This window comes from Vibrio sp. STUT-A16 (assembly GCF_026000495.1).
Classification (GTDB): domain Bacteria; phylum Pseudomonadota; class Gammaproteobacteria; order Enterobacterales; family Vibrionaceae; genus Vibrio; species Vibrio diabolicus.
Genome location: NZ_AP026765.1, coordinates 190,477 through 211,987, shown reverse-complemented (window position 1 = coordinate 211,987; position 21,511 = coordinate 190,477). Strand labels below are relative to the sequence as shown.

Annotated in this window: 7 protein-coding genes, 4 tRNA genes and 6 rRNA genes; 3 read left to right on the top strand and 14 right to left on the bottom strand. The window is 47.5% G+C overall.

Annotation, left to right across the window (positions count from 1 at the left end; all coding sequences use genetic code 11):
• Window positions 1–51: 51 nt before the first annotated feature.
• From prmA to fis, 3 genes are all read left to right on the top strand, one after another.
• Entirely contained in the window at window positions 52–939 is an 888-nt protein-coding gene (gene prmA, locus OO778_RS00990) for a 50S ribosomal protein L11 methyltransferase (protein ID WP_005397838.1), read from the top strand.
• Window positions 940–1,078: 139 nt separating this feature from the next.
• Window positions 1,079–2,047, top strand: coding sequence for a tRNA dihydrouridine synthase DusB (dusB, locus tag OO778_RS00985; RefSeq protein ID WP_264910536.1), 969 nt, complete (start codon window positions 1,079–1,081; stop codon window positions 2,045–2,047).
• A 23-nt stretch (window positions 2,048–2,070) separates the two neighbouring features.
• On the top strand, window positions 2,071–2,367 hold the full coding sequence (fis, locus tag OO778_RS00980) for a DNA-binding transcriptional regulator Fis (protein WP_000462885.1): 297 nt from the start codon (window positions 2,071–2,073) through the stop codon (window positions 2,365–2,367).
• A gap of 74 nt (window positions 2,368–2,441) precedes the next feature.
• Here fis and OO778_RS00975 read toward each other — a convergent pair whose 3' ends face one another.
• The 14 genes from OO778_RS00975 to cadB all read right to left on the bottom strand — a co-directional run bounded on the left by OO778_RS00975 (window position 2,442) and on the right by cadB (window position 21,273).
• On the bottom strand, window positions 2,442–3,599 hold the full coding sequence (locus tag OO778_RS00975; RefSeq protein WP_074190076.1) for an MFS transporter: 1,158 nt from the start codon (window positions 3,597–3,599) through the stop codon (window positions 2,442–2,444).
• Complete coding sequence (locus OO778_RS00970) at window positions 3,596–5,167, bottom strand: ABC-F family ATP-binding cassette domain-containing protein (protein WP_074190075.1); 1,572 nt, start codon at window positions 5,165–5,167, stop codon at window positions 3,596–3,598. Before OO778_RS00970 ends, OO778_RS00975 begins: the two co-directional genes overlap by 4 nt.
• Before the next feature lie 942 nt (window positions 5,168–6,109).
• Window positions 6,110–6,186, bottom strand: a tRNA-Asp gene (locus OO778_RS00965).
• 46 nt (window positions 6,187–6,232) lie between these two features.
• Window positions 6,233–6,349 (bottom strand): 5S ribosomal RNA (rrf, locus tag OO778_RS00960).
• A 93-nt stretch (window positions 6,350–6,442) separates the two neighbouring features.
• Window positions 6,443–9,332: ribosomal RNA gene (locus OO778_RS00955) — 23S ribosomal RNA — on the bottom strand.
• 263 nt (window positions 9,333–9,595) lie between these two features.
• Window positions 9,596–9,671: transfer RNA gene (locus tag OO778_RS00950), tRNA-Ala, on the bottom strand.
• A gap of 45 nt (window positions 9,672–9,716) precedes the next feature.
• Window positions 9,717–9,793 (bottom strand) — tRNA-Ile (locus tag OO778_RS00945).
• A 66-nt stretch (window positions 9,794–9,859) separates the two neighbouring features.
• Window positions 9,860–11,412: ribosomal RNA gene (locus OO778_RS00940) — 16S ribosomal RNA — on the bottom strand.
• 315 nt (window positions 11,413–11,727) lie between these two features.
• Window positions 11,728–11,844: ribosomal RNA gene (gene rrf / locus OO778_RS00935) — 5S ribosomal RNA — on the bottom strand.
• 106 nt (window positions 11,845–11,950) lie between these two features.
• A 23S ribosomal RNA gene (locus OO778_RS00930) occupies window positions 11,951–14,840 on the bottom strand.
• A gap of 301 nt (window positions 14,841–15,141) precedes the next feature.
• A tRNA-Glu gene (locus OO778_RS00925) sits at window positions 15,142–15,217 on the bottom strand.
• Window positions 15,218–15,307: 90 nt separating this feature from the next.
• Window positions 15,308–16,860, bottom strand: a 16S ribosomal RNA gene (locus OO778_RS00920).
• The 16S, 23S and 5S rRNA genes sit together here with 4 tRNA genes alongside, the layout of an rRNA operon.
• A gap of 818 nt (window positions 16,861–17,678) precedes the next feature.
• Complete coding sequence (locus OO778_RS00915; protein ID WP_005481757.1) at window positions 17,679–19,814, bottom strand: lysine decarboxylase CadA; 2,136 nt, start codon at window positions 19,812–19,814, stop codon at window positions 17,679–17,681.
• A 115-nt stretch (window positions 19,815–19,929) separates the two neighbouring features.
• Window positions 19,930–21,273: a cadaverine/lysine antiporter gene (gene cadB / locus OO778_RS00910; protein WP_203346840.1), complete on the bottom strand. Its 1,344-nt coding sequence runs from the start codon at window positions 21,271–21,273 to the stop codon at window positions 19,930–19,932.
• Window positions 21,274–21,511: the final 238 nt, after the last annotated feature.

Genomic DNA, 21,511 nt, shown 5'->3' with positions numbered 1-21,511 from the left:
AGAGTTCTGGTAAACTCTGCGCCACTTCATTCACTTTAAGAGCAAAAACCAATGCCTTGGATTCAAATCAAACTCAACGCGACCAATGAAAACGCTGAGCAAATCGGCGATATGCTAATGGAAGAGACTGGCGCGCTGTCTGTTACATTCTTAGACGCGCAGGATACACCTGTATTCGAACCTCTACCTGGCGAAACTCGCTTATGGGGCGATACTGACATTCTGGCACTGTACGATGCAGAAGCAGACACCAACTTCATCATCGACCAAATTAAAGCGAGCAATATGCTGGCTGACAATTTTGCTTACAAAGTAGAACAGCTTGAAGATAAAGACTGGGAACGCGAATGGATGGAAAACTTCCACCCAATGAAATTTGGTGAACGCCTATGGATTTGTCCAAGCTGGCGCGACATTCCAGATCCTGACGCTGTTAATGTTATGTTGGATCCTGGCCTTGCATTCGGTACGGGTACTCACCCTACAACAGCACTTTGTCTTGAGTGGCTAGAAAGCATGGACTTAAGCGGTAAGACCGTTATCGACTTCGGTTGTGGCTCTGGCATTCTGGCGATCGCGGCGATCAAACTGGGCGCTGAAAAAGTGATAGGGATCGACATTGATCCTCAAGCACTGCTTGCTTCAAAAGACAATGCTGAGCGTAATGGCGTTGCAGACAAACTAGAAGTTTACTTACCGCAAAATCAACCAGAAGGTCTGATTGCAGACGTGGTTGTTGCTAACATTCTTGCTGGCCCACTGCGTGAACTTGCACCAATCATTAAAGGCCTAGTTAAACCAAATGGCGACCTTGCAATGTCTGGCGTATTAGACACGCAAGCCGAAGATGTTGCGAACTATTACCGTGACGAGCTTCACATTGACCCGATTGTTGAGCAAAGTGAATGGTGTCGCATCTCTGGTCGTAAGCAAGGCTAGACAAGGTTTTCAGAGCTAATTGTTTGAAATTCATACAATTTACAAAAACAATTTGTAAATGCTCAAATATTAGTCTTTTCACGCAGTGAAAAAATGCGTAAAATGCGCGCCCTTGCTGGTACAGAACTGTGATGACGTTTTGAAAATCGGAAACTATCAACTTAAGAACAATCTAATCGTAGCCCCGATGGCTGGTGTAACGGATAGACCGTTTCGCGAGTTGTGTCTTCGCTATGGTGCGGGAATGGCCGTCAGTGAAATGATGTCTGCTAACCCAAAACTATGGGGAACGTCAAAGTCGAAACAGCGCATGGTACACGAGGGCGAATCGGGCATTCGCTCTGTACAGATTGCGGGTTCCGATCCACAGCTTATGGCGGACGCAGCTCAATTCAGTGTTGAGAACGGTGCACAAATCATCGACATCAACATGGGCTGCCCGGCAAAAAAAGTGAATAAGAAGCTAGCGGGCTCTGCTCTGCTTCAATACCCAAACATTATCGAAGAGATTTTGAAAGCGGTCGTGAATGCAGTGGACGTTCCTGTAACGTTAAAGACTCGAACTGGCTGGGATACAGACCACAAGAACTGTGTCCAGATCGCTAAATTAGCCGAAAACTGCGGCATACAAGCTCTTGCTCTGCATGGCAGAACGAAAGCATGTATGTACAAAGGTGAGGCCGAATACGACAGCATTAAAGCGGTAAAAGAGGCGATTTCAATTCCGGTTATCGCGAACGGTGATATCGATAGCCCGGAGAAAGCCAAATTTGTACTGGAGTACACCGGTGCGGACGCTTTAATGATTGGACGCCCTGCCCAGGGTCGTCCTTGGATTTTCCAGGAAATCCATCACTATTTGGAAAACGGCACCACAATGGAGGAGCTTCCAACTGAGGAAGTGAAAACCATTATGCTTGGTCATGTAAATGCTCTGCATGAATTTTATGGGGAGTTCTTAGGTCCACGTATCGCGCGCAAGCACGTTGGGTGGTACCTGAAAGAGCATGAACAGGCAAGTGAGTTTCGCCGTACCTTCAACGCTATCGACGCAGCTCCGCTGCAAATTGAGGCGTTAGAAGGTTATTTTGATAACGTTGCATCATAATTAAGAGAAGAGCTAGACCGAATATGTTCGAACAAAATCTGACTTCAGAAGCATTAACAGTAACTACAGTAACGTCACAAGACCAGATTACTCAGAAGCCTTTACGTGACTCTGTTAAAGCGTCTCTTAAAAACTACCTTGCTCAACTAAACGGCCAGGAAGTAACAGAACTATACGAATTAGTTCTAGCTGAAGTTGAACAGCCACTATTAGATACTATCATGCAGTACACTCGCGGTAACCAAACTCGCGCGGCAACTATGATGGGTATCAACCGCGGTACTCTTCGCAAAAAACTTAAGAAATACGGCATGAACTAAGACCGGCTTTCAAAAAGTATTTGGAACAAGCCGTTACCTTTTTAGGTAACGGCTTTTCTTTATCTACTAAAACACTACGAATAACGCTCACTTTGTTCAGTATTACCAACTGGCTTTAATATAACTACCGCTGAGCCAAACAATAACAAAGCCACGACAGCGACCCATTCATGACCTACAGAATAAGCAAAGCCCGCCAAGGCAGACCAAATCGCGACACCAAAGTGCATCATACTCATTCCAGAAGACATCAGCACACCTCGATGTTCATCAGATAAGCTTGCTATATGTGCTTGTAACGCCGGAGAGCCTACCCCTCCAGCAAGAGACCAGAGCACTAGAGCTGGAAGATAAGCAGTCACCGTACTCATCTCATTTGAGAACACCCATGCACTGCAAGGTATGCACACCATTAAAGCCGCTCGCATAACGGCTCGAGAGCTACCAAGCCAACGGCAAGCTCTCCCCACGCACATATTTCCAACCACACTCACGATCCCTAGAACAGCATAAATAGCGCCCACCCAACCGAGCGCCAACTCGCTGGTATCTCGAATATGAAGGCCTATCAGGTTAAATACACCAATACCTCCCCCTAGGCCTAAACACATCGCTAGAATCGCCCTCAACGCGCCTGGAAGATGAATGACGTCTGTGATAGGCGGCAGAGTATCTGACTTCTTGGACTCATTATGCTTGTTGTTCATGAACACTACGCTCATGGCACCGACAAGAAGAGCCGCAACGCCCAAAATAATAAAAGCGGCACGCCATGATAAAAGCTGGGTCAACAATGCTCCGATCGCCGGGCTGGTTATCATACCCAGCGTTAATCCCGCCTGAACCATCACAATTTGACGCATCGCTCTATTACCCTTCGCGTCTCCCGCCAACGCGAATGCAATTGGCAACATGCCTGCACTTGCAATACCTGTGATCACTCGACTTGCAATCGCAAGTTCAAAATCATGAACTATGCCCGTCGTAATAGACGCGACCCCAAATACGAAGCAAGCAGGCAACATGATACGAATACGCCCAACCCGGTCTGATAAACGTCCCAGGTAAGGAGCACAAATTGCTATAGCTAAACTATATGCCGTAATAAATAACGTAACCTGACTCGGTTGAACACTTAAATCATTTCCGATAGGTTCAAGAATAGATCCAAGCATCAACTCATCAGCACCAACAAGAAAAGCAACAAGAAATAGGATCATGGACTGCATCATAGCGCCACCTCCTGTTCTGTTTCCGATTCAGCATAAGTGAGCAACGAAATATCTAAAACTCTATCAGGCCAAGATTGTAAAAACGCCTTCTCATGAGATACCACAATCACACTACCAGAAAAGCGCTGGAGAGCCTCTTTAAGCGCATTTTTACTGCTGCTATCCAAATGTGTCGTTGGCTCGTCCAACAGCAAAACATTGCATTTCTGGACTGATAAACAACAAAGTTTCACGCGAGTTTGCTCACCTCCACTTAATGTATCTAGGTGGCGCTGCGTCTTATCTCCGGTGACCCCAAAGCGAGCTAATAGCTTGCGTGATTCTTTGCTTGATATCGTTGGATCACAAGAGCATAGCTCCTGCTCAGGCGTGTGCTGAGGGTGACGCCAAGACAAATCTTGAGAAAAATACCCAATCATTGCACCTTTTGCCAATACCACCTCACCAGAGAGCGGCTCGATCTCCCCCATAAGGGTTTTAATTAAAGTCGACTTACCTACGCCGTTAAAACCAGAAACGACCAACTTCTCCCCGCGCGCTAACGTGATATCAAGCGCAGGAAGCAGAGGCTGCTGATAACCTATCATCAACGCTTTTGCGTCAATCACATACTGTTGCCCAATAGGCTGGTGAGCAAAGTCAAACATCGAAACTTTCTCTATACAATTCAGTTGAATACGTTCGATTTTATCCAGTTTTTTCTTGCGTCCCTTAGCAAGACTCGCGTTAACTCCAGCGCCATTTTTGGCAATAAATTGCTCTAACTTTCGAATTTCATTTTGCTGAGCCTTATATTGCTTTTCTAACAAAGCACCGTCGTGATGCTTTTGCTGCATTGCTTTGACATAAGTGCCGCTGTATTTTCGGACCGTTTGATAATCAATATCACAAATACTGGTCGCTACTTGATTAAGGAAGTCAATATCATGAGAAACCAGTAAAACAGTGCCAGTGTACTCGTTGAGAAACGTGACCAACCATTCAATGTGCAGAGCATCAAGATAGTTTGTCGGCTCGTCGAGAATTAACACATCGGGGTTGCGGAGTAACAACCTCCCTAAAAGGACCTTGTGTCTTTGACCCCCACTTAGCGAGACAAGCGGTGTATCTAAGCCAAATTGATAAATGCCAAGACCTACAGCAACTTGTTCAATTTTGGTATCAATTGCATAGAAGTCTTCATCTTCTAAATATGCCTGTAGTTGGGCGACTTGGCTTAAAAGAGATGTAGAGTGAGACTCGGTCATCGCCTGATACAAAGTCCAAAGCTTCTGCTCGGCAGCGTATAAGTTCTCAAAAGCACTCTTTAAGCATTCATAAACCGTCAGCGCATTATCCATCTTAAAATGTTGCTCTAAATACCCCACCTCAAGGTTTGGTAACCAGTCAATGCAGCCCTTATCTGCAGATAATTCACCGATAAGCAGTTTTAATAAGGTGCTTTTTCCAACGCCATTCGCTCCGGTGATACCTATTTTCTCTCCCACGTTAATTCGAAATGTCGCGTTGTTATATAAACTCTTATCAGCGATCTGATAAGACAAATTTTTAACTTGTAAAATACTCATGTTTTTAACCAAATAAAAAGGGCCGGTGATCAATACCGGCCCTTATTTCAATACTGGATAATGCTTTGTAGCTGCTTAACAGATACAAAAAGGCCGATGATGAAATATCACCGGCCATCTCTTATCTTTTATCAGGTGTACAAACGCCTGCGTATAACTTCAGCGAAGTTGCTCACGCATAAAACACCTGATGAAGATTAATTTAAGACTCCGAGCAACACTTCATCGCGTTTTTTGCACGGAGTTCAGCCTTCTTACAAAGCTTTTAAACAAGAGATATAACATGATTTACTGTCGAAAAAACATTCGATGTGAAGCGTACACCTTTAGAATAAAAAGTACCAGATAATTATTAAAAACTATCGTGACTTAGACGAAGATCCACTGAAAGAAGACCTTTCCTCAGTCAATGTGCTAGGTGAACGACTTACTCAGCAAGCACAGCTATGAGAGCAGCTATACCGCTCACGTTATACGAACGTAGTGGTGGCTTTGTAGGTTGGAGAGGGTTAGAGGGAAGAAGTAGCGAATATCCTTTAAGGCAGGCACTGGCTTAAATAGATCTGCAAACAAAATCCATGTTCGGAAAGTTTTAAATGCGCTGAGTTTATTTTAATGAGCGCCTGTGGCTAAATCAAAACATCTAAAGCAGAGAAATCTTCCCCGAAAATAACATAACCTAGTGAATAAACTTTCCAGGTAATAATAAAGGAAGCTTTGGTAAGTAAGCACAAGGGCTCAAAACTAGCGCTCGAGACTGGGACCCGGCTCAGCAGAAACCGCAGGAACTGCGCAACACCTCACTCATGACAGAGCTTAGAAAGCATAGCGAGAGAAGAGCCTGCCTCTCGATGCAAGGTTTCAATATGGAAATGAGGTTAAGGTAAGTCGGGTAACCAAAACGAAAAAAGCCCCAGTCTTTCGACTGGGGCTTAATATAAGTGGCGGAGTGGACGGGACTCGAACCCGCGACCCCCGGCGTGACAGGCCGGTATTCTAACCAACTGAACTACCACTCCGCAGTGGTATCACTCGCTTGTAATCAGCAAGTGTCCAAAATTTAAAGCCTGGCGATGTCCTACTCTCACATGGGGAAGCCCCACACTACCATCGGCGCTATTTCGTTTCACTTCTGAGTTCGGCATGGAAATCAGGTGGGTCCAAAACGCTATGGTCGCCAAGCAAATTCTTTAATCTGGAAAGCTGTTTCTTAATTCTCGTTCTTACACATTCAACGTTCTTTCATTGAGTCCATCAAAACCCCTTGGGTGTTGTATGGTTAAGCCTCACGGGCAATTAGTACAGGTTAGCTCAACGCCTCACAACGCTTACACACCCTGCCTATCAACGTCGTAGTCTACGACAACCCTTTAGGATACTTAAAGTATCAGGGAGAACTCATCTCAAGGCTCGCTTCCCGCTTAGATGCTTTCAGCGGTTATCGATCCCGAACTTAGCTACCGGGCAATGCGTCTGGCGACACAACCCGAACACCAGAGGTTCGTCCACTCCGGTCCTCTCGTACTAGGAGCAGCCCCTTTCAATTCTCCAACGCCCACGGCAGATAGGGACCGAACTGTCTCACGACGTTCTAAACCCAGCTCGCGTACCACTTTAAATGGCGAACAGCCATACCCTTGGGACCGACTTCAGCCCCAGGATGTGATGAGCCGACATCGAGGTGCCAAACACCGCCGTCGATATGAACTCTTGGGCGGTATCAGCCTGTTATCCCCGGAGTACCTTTTATCCGTTGAGCGATGGCCCTTCCATTCAGAACCACCGGATCACTATGACCTGCTTTCGCACCTGCTCGAATTGTCATTCTCGCAGTCAAGCGGGCTTATGCCATTGCACTAACCTCACGATGTCCAACCGTGATTAGCCCACCTTCGTGCTCCTCCGTTACGCTTTGGGAGGAGACCGCCCCAGTCAAACTACCCACCAGGCACTGTCCGCAACCCCGATGAGGGGTCGACGTTAGAACATCAACACTACAAGGGTGGTATTTCAAGGACGGCTCCACGCAATCTAGCGACTGCGCTTCAAAGCCTCCCACCTATCCTACACATGTAGGGTCAATGTTCAGTGCCAAGCTGTAGTAAAGGTTCACGGGGTCTTTCCGTCTAGCCGCGGGTACACTGCATCTTCACAGCGATTTCAATTTCACTGAGTCTCGGGTGGAGACAGCGTGGCCATCATTACGCCATTCGTGCAGGTCGGAACTTACCCGACAAGGAATTTCGCTACCTTAGGACCGTTATAGTTACGGCCGCCGTTTACCGGGGCTTCGATCAAGAGCTTCGACCGAAGTCTAACCCCATCAATTAACCTTCCGGCACCGGGCAGGCGTCACACCGTATACGTCATCTTGCGATTTTGCACAGTGCTGTGTTTTTAATAAACAGTTGCAGCCACCTGGTATCTGCGACTCTCAATAGCTCCATCCGCGAGGGACTTCACCGTCGAGAGCGTACCTTCTCCCGAAGTTACGGTACCATTTTGCCTAGTTCCTTCACCCGAGTTCTCTCAAGCGCCTTGGTATTCTCTACCCGACCACCTGTGTCGGTTTGGGGTACGATTCCTTACAATCTGAAGCTTAGAGGCTTTTCCTGGAAGCATGGCATCAATGACTTCACATCCGTAGATGCTCGACGTCGTGTCTCAGCCTTAAAGAGAGCCGGATTTACCTAACTCTCAAGCCTACGCACTTGAACCTGGACAACCGTCGCCAGGCCCACCTAGCCTTCTCCGTCCCCCCATCGCAATTGTAAGAAGTACGGGAATATTAACCCGTTTCCCATCGACTACGCCTTTCGGCCTCGCCTTAGGGGTCGACTTACCCTGCCCCGATTAACGTTGGACAGGAACCCTTGGTCTTCCGGCGAGGAGGTTTTTCACCCCCTTTATCGTTACTCATGTCAGCATTCGCACTTCTGATACGTCCAGCATGCGTTACCACACACCTTCAACCGCTTACAGAACGCTCCCCTACCCAATACTCAAAGAGTATTGCCGCAGCTTCGGTTTACTACTTAGCCCCGTTACATCTTCCGCGCAGGCCGACTCGACCAGTGAGCTATTACGCTTTCTTTAAATGATGGCTGCTTCTAAGCCAACATCCTGGCTGTCTGAGCCTTCCCACATCGTTTCCCACTTAGTAGTAATTTGGGACCTTAGCTGGCGGTCTGGGTTGTTTCCCTCTCCACGACGGACGTTAGCACCCGCCGTGTGTCTCCCGGATAGTACTTACTGGTATTCGGAGTTTGCAAAGGGTTGGTAAGTCGGGATGACCCCCTAGCCTTAACAGTGCTCTACCCCCAGTAGTATTCGTCCGAGGCGCTACCTAAATAGCTTTCGGGGAGAACCAGCTATCTCCAGGTTTGATTGGCCTTTCACCCCTAGCCACAAGTCATCCGCTAATTTTTCAACATTAGTCGGTTCGGTCCTCCAGTTGATGTTACTCAACCTTCAACCTGCCCATGGCTAGATCACCTGGTTTCGGGTCTATATCCAGAGACTGAACGCCCAGTTAAGACTCGGTTTCCCTACGGCTCCCCTAGATGGTTAACCTTGCCACTGAATATAAGTCGCTGACCCATTATACAAAAGGTACGCAGTCACAGGACAAAGCCTGCTCCTACTGCTTGTACGTACACGGTTTCAGGTTCTATTTCACTCCCCTCACAGGGGTTCTTTTCGCCTTTCCCTCACGGTACTGGTTCACTATCGGTCAGTCAGTAGTATTTAGCCTTGGAGGATGGTCCCCCCATATTCAGACAGGATATCACGTGTCCCGCCCTACTCGATTTCACTGAATATGCGTCGTCAGTTACGGGGCTATCACCCTGTATCGCCAAGCTTTCCAGCTTGTTCACCTAACGCCTATAAAGCTTAAGGGCTAGTCCAATTTCGCTCGCCGCTACTTTCGGAATCTCGGTTGATTTCTTTTCCTCGGGGTACTTAGATGTTTCAGTTCCCCCGGTTCGCCTCGTTATGCTATGTATTCACATAACGATACTTACTTATGTAAGTGGGTTTCCCCATTCGGAAATCCCAGACTCAAGTGGTTTTTACTACCTAATCTGGGCTTATCGCAAGTTAATACGTCCTTCATCGCCTCTGACTGCCAAGGCATCCACCGTGTACGCTTAGTCACTTAACCATACAACCCGAAGGAGTTTCGAGTTGATAATCAAATCACCAAAGTTGTCTCTCATTATTTGAATGAGCGAGAGACATTCGATTTTGCCGGACTCAAATTCCAAGAACACTTGAATGTGTTTTTAGTTGTATTCCTAATGGAATACTTTGAGAACTTTACAAACAACAATAAATTGTTGTTTTGTCAGCTTTCCAAATTGTTAAAGAGCTAGATTTTCTGATGAAAACCATTTTTAAAGATTCTTTTTCAAGAACACTTAAAGATGGTGGAGCTATGCGGGATCGAACCGCAGACCTCCTGCGTGCAAGGCAGGCGCTCTCCCAGCTGAGCTATAGCCCCATCAAGGTGTGTCGATACTGTATGCCAATTCCTTGGGAAGGAAATTGGTGGGTCTGAGTGGACTCGAACCACCGACCTCTCGCTTATCAGGCGAACGCTCTAACCACCTGAGCTACAGACCCAGTATCGTCTCTTTACTTTATAAACCGTATCAATCTGTGTGAACACTCATCGCAATAATCATCGTTTAAGGAGGTGATCCAGCGCCAGGTTCCCCTAGCGCTACCTTGTTACGACTTCACCCCAGTCATGAACCACAAAGTGGTAAGCGTCCCCCCGAAGGTTAAACTACCTACTTCTTTTGCAGCCCACTCCCATGGTGTGACGGGCGGTGTGTACAAGGCCCGGGAACGTATTCACCGTGGCATTCTGATCCACGATTACTAGCGATTCCGACTTCATGGAGTCGAGTTGCAGACTCCAATCCGGACTACGACGCACTTTTTGGGATTCGCTCACTTTCGCAAGTTGGCCGCCCTCTGTATGCGCCATTGTAGCACGTGTGTAGCCCTACTCGTAAGGGCCATGATGACTTGACGTCGTCCCCACCTTCCTCCGGTTTATCACCGGCAGTCTCCCTGGAGTTCCCGACATTACTCGCTGGCAAACAAGGATAAGGGTTGCGCTCGTTGCGGGACTTAACCCAACATTTCACAACACGAGCTGACGACAGCCATGCAGCACCTGTCTCAGAGTTCCCGAAGGCACCAATCCATCTCTGGAAAGTTCTCTGGATGTCAAGAGTAGGTAAGGTTCTTCGCGTTGCATCGAATTAAACCACATGCTCCACCGCTTGTGCGGGCCCCCGTCAATTCATTTGAGTTTTAATCTTGCGACCGTACTCCCCAGGCGGTCTACTTAACGCGTTAGCTCCGAAAGCCACGGCTCAAGGCCACAACCTCCAAGTAGACATCGTTTACGGCGTGGACTACCAGGGTATCTAATCCTGTTTGCTCCCCACGCTTTCGCATCTGAGTGTCAGTATCTGTCCAGGGGGCCGCCTTCGCCACCGGTATTCCTTCAGATCTCTACGCATTTCACCGCTACACCTGAAATTCTACCCCCCTCTACAGTACTCTAGTCTGCCAGTTTCAAATGCTATTCCGAGGTTGAGCCCCGGGCTTTCACATCTGACTTAACAAACCACCTGCATGCGCTTTACGCCCAGTAATTCCGATTAACGCTCGCACCCTCCGTATTACCGCGGCTGCTGGCACGGAGTTAGCCGGTGCTTCTTCTGTCGCTAACGTCAAACAACGCCGCTATTAACGACGCCGCCTTCCTCACGACTGAAAGTACTTTACAACCCGAAGGCCTTCTTCATACACGCGGCATGGCTGCATCAGGCTTGCGCCCATTGTGCAATATTCCCCACTGCTGCCTCCCGTAGGAGTCTGGACCGTGTCTCAGTTCCAGTGTGGCTGATCATCCTCTCAGACCAGCTAGGGATCGTCGCCTTGGTGAGCCCTTACCTCACCAACTAGCTAATCCCACCTAGGCATATCCTGACGCGAGAGGCCCGAAGGTCCCCCTCTTTGGCCCGTAGGCATCATGCGGTATTAGCCATCGTTTCCAATGGTTATCCCCCACATCAGGGCAATTTCCTAGGCATTACTCACCCGTCCGCCGCTCGACGCCGTTATCGTTCCCCGAAAGTTCAGATAACTCGTTTCCGCTCGACTTGCATGTGTTAGGCCTGCCGCCAGCGTTCAATCTGAGCCATGATCAAACTCTTCAATTTAAGATTTTGTTCGGCTCAATGAATACTGAACATTACATAAGTAATGTTTGAATTGACTGTGCTGAATCCGAAGATTCAATGGTCACTTCGTTTCATTGAAACCTAATTTGAAACCGAAGTTTCTAATTGGATTATCATCAACGAGTGCCCACACAGATTGATAGGTTTATATTTTTAAAGAGCTTGGCTTTCAGTGCCTTAGCACTTAAGCGAGTTGCGTATAATACGCTTTCCACTTTGAAAGTCAACATAAAACTCTAAAAAGATTAGAACTTTATGGTGACTTGCTTAAATCTCAAGCAAGTGCAAAATAAAGCCTGGCGATGTCCTACTCTCACATGGGGAAGCCCCACACTACCATCGGCGCTATTTCGTTTCACTTCTGAGTTCGGCATGGAAATCAGGTGGGTCCAAAACGCTATGGTCGCCAAGCAAATTCTTTAATTCGGAAAGCTGTTTTTTTAATTCTCGTTCTTACACATTCAATGTTCTTTCATTGAGTCCTGGTTACCCAAAATCAAAACCCCTTGGGTGTTGTATGGTTAAGCCTCACGGGCAATTAGTACAGGTTAGCTCAACGCCTCACAACGCTTACACACCCTGCCTATCAACGTCGTAGTCTACGACAACCCTTTAGGATACTTAAAGTATCAGGGAGAACTCATCTCAAGGCTCGCTTCCCGCTTAGATGCTTTCAGCGGTTATCGATCCCGAACTTAGCTACCGGGCAATGCGTCTGGCGACACAACCCGAACACCAGAGGTTCGTCCACTCCGGTCCTCTCGTACTAGGAGCAGCCCCTTTCAATTCTCCAACGCCCACGGCAGATAGGGACCGAACTGTCTCACGACGTTCTAAACCCAGCTCGCGTACCACTTTAAATGGCGAACAGCCATACCCTTGGGACCGACTTCAGCCCCAGGATGTGATGAGCCGACATCGAGGTGCCAAACACCGCCGTCGATATGAACTCTTGGGCGGTATCAGCCTGTTATCCCCGGAGTACCTTTTATCCGTTGAGCGATGGCCCTTCCATTCAGAACCACCGGATCACTATGACCTGCTTTCGCACCTGCTCGAATTGTCATTCTCGCAGTCAAGCGGGCTTATGCCATTGCACTAACCTCACGATGTCCAACCGTGATTAGCCCACCTTCGTGCTCCTCCGTTACGCTTTGGGAGGAGACCGCCCCAGTCAAACTACCCACCAGGCACTGTCCGCAACCCCGATGAGGGGTCGACGTTAGAACATCAACACTACAAGGGTGGTATTTCAAGGACGGCTCCACGCAATCTAGCGACTGCGCTTCAAAGCCTCCCACCTATCCTACACATGTAGGGTCAATGTTCAGTGCCAAGCTGTAGTAAAGGTTCACGGGGTCTTTCCGTCTAGCCGCGGGTACACTGCATCTTCACAGCGATTTCAATTTCACTGAGTCTCGGGTGGAGACAGCGTGGCCATCATTACGCCATTCGTGCAGGTCGGAACTTACCCGACAAGGAATTTCGCTACCTTAGGACCGTTATAGTTACGGCCGCCGTTTACCGGGGCTTCGATCAAGAGCTTCGACCGAAGTCTAACCCCATCAATTAACCTTCCGGCACCGGGCAGGCGTCACACCGTATACGTCATCTTGCGATTTTGCACAGTGCTGTGTTTTTAATAAACAGTTGCAGCCACCTGGTATCTGCGACTCTCAATAGCTCCATCCGCGAGGGACTTCACCGTCGAGAGCGTACCTTCTCCCGAAGTTACGGTACCATTTTGCCTAGTTCCTTCACCCGAGTTCTCTCAAGCGCCTTGGTATTCTCTACCCGACCACCTGTGTCGGTTTGGGGTACGATTCCTTACAATCTGAAGCTTAGAGGCTTTTCCTGGAAGCATGGCATCAATGACTTCACACCCGTAGGTGCTCGACGTCGTGTCTCAGCCTTAAGAAGAGCCGGATTTACCTAACTCTTCAGCCTACGCACTTGAACCTGGACAACCGTCGCCAGGCCCACCTAGCCTTCTCCGTCCCCCCATCGCAATTGTAAGAAGTACGGGAATATTAACCCGTTTCCCATCGACTACGCCTTTCGGCCTCGCCTTAGGGGTCGACTTACCCTGCCCCGATTAACGTTGGACAGGAACCCTTGGTCTTCCGGCGAGGAGGTTTTTCACCCCCTTTATCGTTACTCATGTCAGCATTCGCACTTCTGATACGTCCAGCATGCGTTACCACACACCTTCAACCGCTTACAGAACGCTCCCCTACCCAATACTCAAAGAGTATTGCCGCAGCTTCGGTTTACTACTTAGCCCCGTTACATCTTCCGCGCAGGCCGACTCGACCAGTGAGCTATTACGCTTTCTTTAAATGATGGCTGCTTCTAAGCCAACATCCTGGCTGTCTGAGCCTTCCCACATCGTTTCCCACTTAGTAGTAATTTGGGACCTTAGCTGGCGGTCTGGGTTGTTTCCCTCTCCACGACGGACGTTAGCACCCGCCGTGTGTCTCCCGGATAGTACTTACTGGTATTCGGAGTTTGCAAAGGGTTGGTAAGTCGGGATGACCCCCTAGCCTTAACAGTGCTCTACCCCCAGTAGTATTCGTCCGAGGCGCTACCTAAATAGCTTTCGGGGAGAACCAGCTATCTCCAGGTTTGATTGGCCTTTCACCCCTAGCCACAAGTCATCCGCTAATTTTTCAACATTAGTCGGTTCGGTCCTCCAGTTGATGTTACTCAACCTTCAACCTGCCCATGGCTAGATCACCTGGTTTCGGGTCTATATCCAGAGACTGAACGCCCAGTTAAGACTCGGTTTCCCTACGGCTCCCCTAGATGGTTAACCTTGCCACTGAATATAAGTCGCTGACCCATTATACAAAAGGTACGCAGTCACAGGACAAAGCCTGCTCCTACTGCTTGTACGTACACGGTTTCAGGTTCTATTTCACTCCCCTCACAGGGGTTCTTTTCGCCTTTCCCTCACGGTACTGGTTCACTATCGGTCAGTCAGTAGTATTTAGCCTTGGAGGATGGTCCCCCCATATTCAGACAGGATATCACGTGTCCCGCCCTACTCGATTTCACTGAATATGCGTCGTCAGTTACGGGGCTATCACCCTGTATCGCCAAGCTTTCCAGCTTGTTCACCTAACGCCTATAAAGCTTAAGGGCTAGTCCAATTTCGCTCGCCGCTACTTTCGGAATCTCGGTTGATTTCTTTTCCTCGGGGTACTTAGATGTTTCAGTTCCCCCGGTTCGCCTCGTTATGCTATGTATTCACATAACGATACTTACTTATGTAAGTGGGTTTCCCCATTCGGAAATCCCAGACTCAAGTGGTTTTTACTACCTAATCTGGGCTTATCGCAAGTTAATACGTCCTTCATCGCCTCTGACTGCCAAGGCATCCACCGTGTACGCTTAGTCACTTAACCATACAACCCGAAGGAGTTTCGAGTTGATAATCAAATCACCAAAGTTGTCTCTCATTATTTGAATGAGCGAGAGACATTTCGATTTTGCCGGACTCATCTCTTTACCTTCATTTTTAGAAAAATGAAAACAAAAAGCCAAGAACACTTGAATGTGTTTTTTGGTGTTTATCTTTCGATAAACATTGAGAACTTTACAAACAATCTTAAAGATTGTTTTGTCAGCTTTCCAAATTGTTAAAGAGCTAATCACTTCTAATGAAGTAACCATTTTTAAAAACTCTCAAGAGAGAATGTTTAAAGATGGTATCCCGTAGGGGAGTCGAACCCCTGTTACCGCCGTGAAAGGGCGGTGTCCTAGGCCTCTAGACGAACGGGACACTAAGTTGAAGATATTGGGATATCTTCTATCTCTTAAACTTCATAAACCATATCAATCTGTGTGAACACTCATCGCAATAATCATCGTTTAAGGAGGTGATCCAGCGCCAGGTTCCCCTAGCGCTACCTTGTTACGACTTCACCCCAGTCATGAACCACAAAGTGGTAAGCGTCCCCCCGAAGGTTAAACTACCTACTTCTTTTGCAGCCCACTCCCATGGTGTGACGGGCGGTGTGTACAAGGCCCGGGAACGTATTCACCGTGGCATTCTGATCCACGATTACTAGCGATTCCGACTTCATGGAGTCGAGTTGCAGACTCCAATCCGGACTACGACGCACTTTTTGGGATTCGCTCACTTTCGCAAGTTGGCCGCCCTCTGTATGCGCCATTGTAGCACGTGTGTAGCCCTACTCGTAAGGGCCATGATGACTTGACGTCGTCCCCACCTTCCTCCGGTTTATCACCGGCAGTCTCCCTGGAGTTCCCGACATTACTCGCTGGCAAACAAGGATAAGGGTTGCGCTCGTTGCGGGACTTAACCCAACATTTCACAACACGAGCTGACGACAGCCATGCAGCACCTGTCTCAGAGTTCCCGAAGGCACCAATCCATCTCTGGAAAGTTCTCTGGATGTCAAGAGTAGGTAAGGTTCTTCGCGTTGCATCGAATTAAACCACATGCTCCACCGCTTGTGCGGGCCCCCGTCAATTCATTTGAGTTTTAATCTTGCGACCGTACTCCCCAGGCGGTCTACTTAACGCGTTAGCTCCGAAAGCCACGGCTCAAGGCCACAACCTCCAAGTAGACATCGTTTACGGCGTGGACTACCAGGGTATCTAATCCTGTTTGCTCCCCACGCTTTCGCATCTGAGTGTCAGTATCTGTCCAGGGGGCCGCCTTCGCCACCGGTATTCCTTCAGATCTCTACGCATTTCACCGCTACACCTGAAATTCTACCCCCCTCTACAGTACTCTAGTCTGCCAGTTTCAAATGCTATTCCGAGGTTGAGCCCCGGGCTTTCACATCTGACTTAACAAACCACCTGCATGCGCTTTACGCCCAGTAATTCCGATTAACGCTCGCACCCTCCGTATTACCGCGGCTGCTGGCACGGAGTTAGCCGGTGCTTCTTCTGTCGCTAACGTCAAACAACGCCGCTATTAACGACGCCGCCTTCCTCACGACTGAAAGTACTTTACAACCCGAAGGCCTTCTTCATACACGCGGCATGGCTGCATCAGGCTTGCGCCCATTGTGCAATATTCCCCACTGCTGCCTCCCGTAGGAGTCTGGACCGTGTCTCAGTTCCAGTGTGGCTGATCATCCTCTCAGACCAGCTAGGGATCGTCGCCTTGGTGAGCCCTTACCTCACCAACTAGCTAATCCCACCTAGGCATATCCTGACGCGAGAGGCCCGAAGGTCCCCCTCTTTGGCCCGTAGGCATCATGCGGTATTAGCCATCGTTTCCAATGGTTATCCCCCACATCAGGGCAATTTCCTAGGCATTACTCACCCGTCCGCCGCTCGACGCCGTTATCGTTCCCCGAAGGTTCAGATAACTCGTTTCCGCTCGACTTGCATGTGTTAGGCCTGCCGCCAGCGTTCAATCTGAGCCATGATCAAACTCTTCAATTTAAGGTTTTGTTCGGCTCAATGAATACTGAACATTACATAATGTAATGTTTGAATTGACTGTGCTGAATCCGAAGATTCAATGGTCACTTCGTTTCATTGAAACCTAATTTGAAACCGAAGTTTCTAATTGGATTATCATCAACGAGTGCCCACACAGATTGATAGGTTTATATTTTTAAAGAGCTTTTCTAACTTATCCAGCAACTTAGTTGCTCGTCGTTAGGGGTGCGTATCTTACTCCGCACCGTGAGAGAGTCAAGCATTTTTTCAAATTTCTTTTTCTCTCACTTCCGACTCGCTGTGTGACTTTCGTCTCACTCCGTGTCGGTGGATGCGCAGTATAGGGAGTTGAGAAATTAGTACAAGCGTTTTTTGCAAAAAAAACTTTCAACCGAACAAATAGCAATCACTTTGTGTATATACCAAGCGATCTTGGCTATTTTCTCTCATTTAAAAGGATCTTTCCTCAAGAAAAAGGGCGTTTCTACCTGAATTACGATCTTCAAATTTGATGTAATTGAAGCAAATGATATTCGCTCAACGTGCTTTTTCTTTTCTGCCTGCTGTATAAAAGATAAAAAAAGAGCAGAACGATAACGAACTGCTCTTTGGTCTTTGCTTTTCACTTGGGGTACTTCAGGTGAAGTCTTGGAAATTGCTTCTTCTATATAGAAGAAAAGATCAGAGCATCCTTGCCCTTCTCTTTTACGACAGATTAGCTAGGGGTATATCTAAATGTCGTGGTTGTTCGATGACACATTGAGCTCGTAAGAGTGGAGCATGCTTGCATTCCCAATGGCGTCATCTTCGAGAGGAACTTAGTTCTTCAATACTTTTACGGTGTAGCTACCATCTTTTTGTTGGTACAGACCGTGGATGTCGGTTTCGAAACCAGGGTAATGCGCACCGATCTCACAAAGCATCTCGAGGAAGTCCAGCACAGGGCGAGACTCTTGAGTCACCATTTCACCAGGAAGTACTAGTGGCACGCCTGGAGGGTAAGGAAGGATCATGTTCGCACTTACGCGACCAACCATTTCTTCCAGTTTGATTTCTTCTACGTTACCGCGAAGCTCTTCTTGCCATGCTGCGTGTGGTGTTACTTTCATTTCTGGAAGAACATCGAACGCTTTGTACATTAGCTCTGGTAGATTGTATTTCTTAGTTAGGTCGTGAATTGCTTGTGCTAATTCTTGAACGCGCATGCCTTCATAGAAGCTTGGGTCTTCATTATATAGCGAAGGTAGGAAGCTCTTGATGGTTAGGTTCAAGTCGTACCCACGTTTAAATTCAGTCAGACCGCGTAGCAATTGCATTGCTTTTGATTTGTCGATACCGATTGAGAATAGGAACAACAAGTTGTATGGACCTGTTTTCTCTACCACGATACCGCGCTCGTCTAGGAATTTAGCCACCAGCGAAGCAGGAATACCTGATTCTTCTAGTTCGCCTTCTTTATTCATCCCTGGAGTCAGTAGCGTTACTTTGATTGGGTCAAGATACATGTGGTTGTCATCCATGTTCTTGAAGCCGTGCCATGTGTCGCTAGGGTCTAGTTTCCAACATTCTGTGGTATCGATGTTTTCTGGTTGCCATACATCGAAGAACCAGCTGTCGCTTTCTGCTTCTAGACGTTTGATCTCTTTACGGAAGCGGATTGCGCGATCGATAGAGTCTTGCATCAACTTCTTACCAGTGTTGCCGCGCATCATTGCCGCTGCAGTTTCAGTAGAAGCAACAATGCCGTACTGAGGTGAAGTTGAAGTGTGCATCATAAATGCTTCGTTGAAAGATTCTTTATCAAAGTCGCCTTTCACGTGAATCATTGAAGCTTGTGAGAACGCTGCCAACAGTTTGTGTGTTGATTGTGTCTCGTAGAACACTTTGCCTGGCATCGCTTCACCACTCATACCACATTTACCTTCGTAAATTGGGTTGAAGTTAGTGTAAGGCACCCAAGCACTGTCGAAGTGGATGTGTTTACAGTCTAGCGACTCTTTGATGAATTGTGTGTTGTACAACAGACCATCGTAAGTTGAGTTAGTCACTACTGCGTAACTTGGCGCTGTTGCACCTGGTGTTTTCGCAACTTTCTCTGCGATTACATCGCGGCTGAATTCGCTTTGTGGAATACCACCAAGGATGCCGTATGCGTTACGAGTTGGACGGAAGTAGATTGGTGTCACGTCGCTCATCATCATTAGGTGAGTCAGAGATTTGTGACAGTTACGGTCAATCAGTACTGTGCTGCCCGCAGGCGCTGAGTACATACCAACGATTTTATTCGATGTAGACGTACCGTTAGTTACGATGTAAGAGCTGTCTGCATTGAATGTGCGTGCGATGTATTCTTCTGCATCTTTATGTGGACCTGAGTGGTCTAGTAGAGAACCTAGCTCAGGCATTGAGATTGATACGTCCGCTTTAAATGTGTTTGGACCGTAAAAATCGTAGAAGATGCTACCAGCAGGGCTTTTCTGGAATGCAGTACCGCCCATGTGACCTGGAGTACAGAAGGTGTATTTACCTTCTTCTACGTATTTGAATAGCGCTTTAGTGAATGGAGGCATGATGGCATCTTTGTATGCCTCAGTCGCTTGGTTGATTTTGATGGCGATGTCATCAGCCATACCTAAAGCGTACTCGAAGAAACTCACGTTTAGACGTAGGTCTGTTAGTGAAATATCTAGAGTAGACTGTTCGTTAGCAAATGCGTGAACAGGCAGTTTTTCGTTGATTTGGCTGATACGTTCACATAGCTCTAGTGAGTATTTATCCCAGTCGAACAGCACACCGCAAATGCGTGGGTTCATCTCAATCATTTTGATCAAGTCTTTATCATCTACTGGGTAAACCACTTCGTAGCCCGCTTTCTCAAGAGCAGCGTGAAGTTGACGAACTGGCTCTTCTTTAAAGAACACACCCATGTGGTTCAAGATAGCGAAAATATTCATTTGGACATCTCCAAGGCGAATGAAGGCGCTCTCTGCCATTTACAGGCAGTGAGTAAGGTGAGCGCCGAGTGAATTTGTTTTTTATTGGCGGCACCGAAGTGCCAGCATTTGGGGATTAGTTGCTTGCTTGAGCAGGCATGTCGTCAGCGTGTAGCTTCACGTACTGAGCAAGACCTGCTTTTTTGCTGTAGAACATCAAGATAACGAGAGACACGATGAAGGTTGCTGTGAGCGTACCGCCTTCTGCACCCGCTAGTGCGATGAAGCAGAACAGACAAGCCACACCAGAGAACAGCATTACGAAGCCGTTGCGTGTTGTCATACCTTCGAAGCGAATCAAGTTAATGCTTGAGTAGAAGTAAGGCAGCATAGTTAGTAGAACTGCATCAGTCGTTAGCTGGTTGAACAGGTCTGATGCGTGTGCTGTTTTAGAGCTGAAGAACATCAGTACAACCATTAATGCTGTCATCTTGATTGACGCAAGGATTAGACCTTTCTTAGGCACACCGTTTTTGTCAGTTTCGCCGTAGATTTTAGGGAAGTTGCCATCGCTTGCTGCACGTTTACCAGCCTCGCCCACCAGCATCATCCAAGAACCTAGCGAAGTGAAACATGCTAGTGCTGTGAATGCTGATACGAATGGTGCTGTCCAGCTACCGAATAGCTCAGTGGTTGCCAATGCAAATGGCGCACCTGATGCCGCAACTTCAGAAGCAGGGAACATGCCGCTGATCATTTGAGTTGATAGGATATAAATCACACCTGCGATACCAGTACCCAGCATGGTTGCTAGCGGTACAGTACGTTTAGGATTTTCTACCATGCCTGTTGATACTGCGGCTGATTCCACACCAACGAATGACCATAGACAGATAAGAACCGCTGTCACAATCGCATGGCTATCCGTACCCGCAGATACGTTCCAGTTTTGGCTGTATAGCGCAGTGTCGAAGTGCGTCCAACCAAACGCCGCTGTACCAACAACTGGAATGAGGATTAGAACAAGACCAAGCGTACATAGACGGCTTACCCAGCTACCACCAAGTAGGTTAACGAAAGTGAAGATCCATACCGATGCAATCGTCGCAATACCTGCTGGGATTGGGTCATTAAGCACAGGGAAGAATACTGAAAGGTAAGAAACACCTGTAATAGCAATAGCTAGGTTACCAATCCAGTTCGCGTGGTAATAAAGCACGCCCGTTTGGAAACCAAAGACAGGTGAAACTTCGCCAGCGTAAGCGATAGGACCACCTTCTTGAGGGTTTTTGGTTGCCAGACGAGCGTAAACAAACGCAAGGCTCAGTGCACCGATCAAACAGATCAGCCAACTGAAAATTGAAACAGAGCCTACTGAAGCTAGGCTAGAAGGTAACAGTGCAATACCACTACCCATCATGTTACCGGCTACTACACCCGTACAGGCAATTAGGCCGATTTTTTTCGTATTCGATGACATAACATCTCCAAATCTATTCTACTCAAGTCAACGTGACTCAAACTGAACGGTTATTAGCGAGATGCTATGAAGTAGATACCTGCTCGACCTCGCTAAATTTCGAAGTGAAGACTACGCCCAAAAATCGGGAAAAAAATAAACTTGGCGTTATCAATAAAATGATTAGTTAATCAACATCAAGTTGAGATAAACATGATAAACACAAAAACATAAAACTATATTATTCATGCGGTTATAA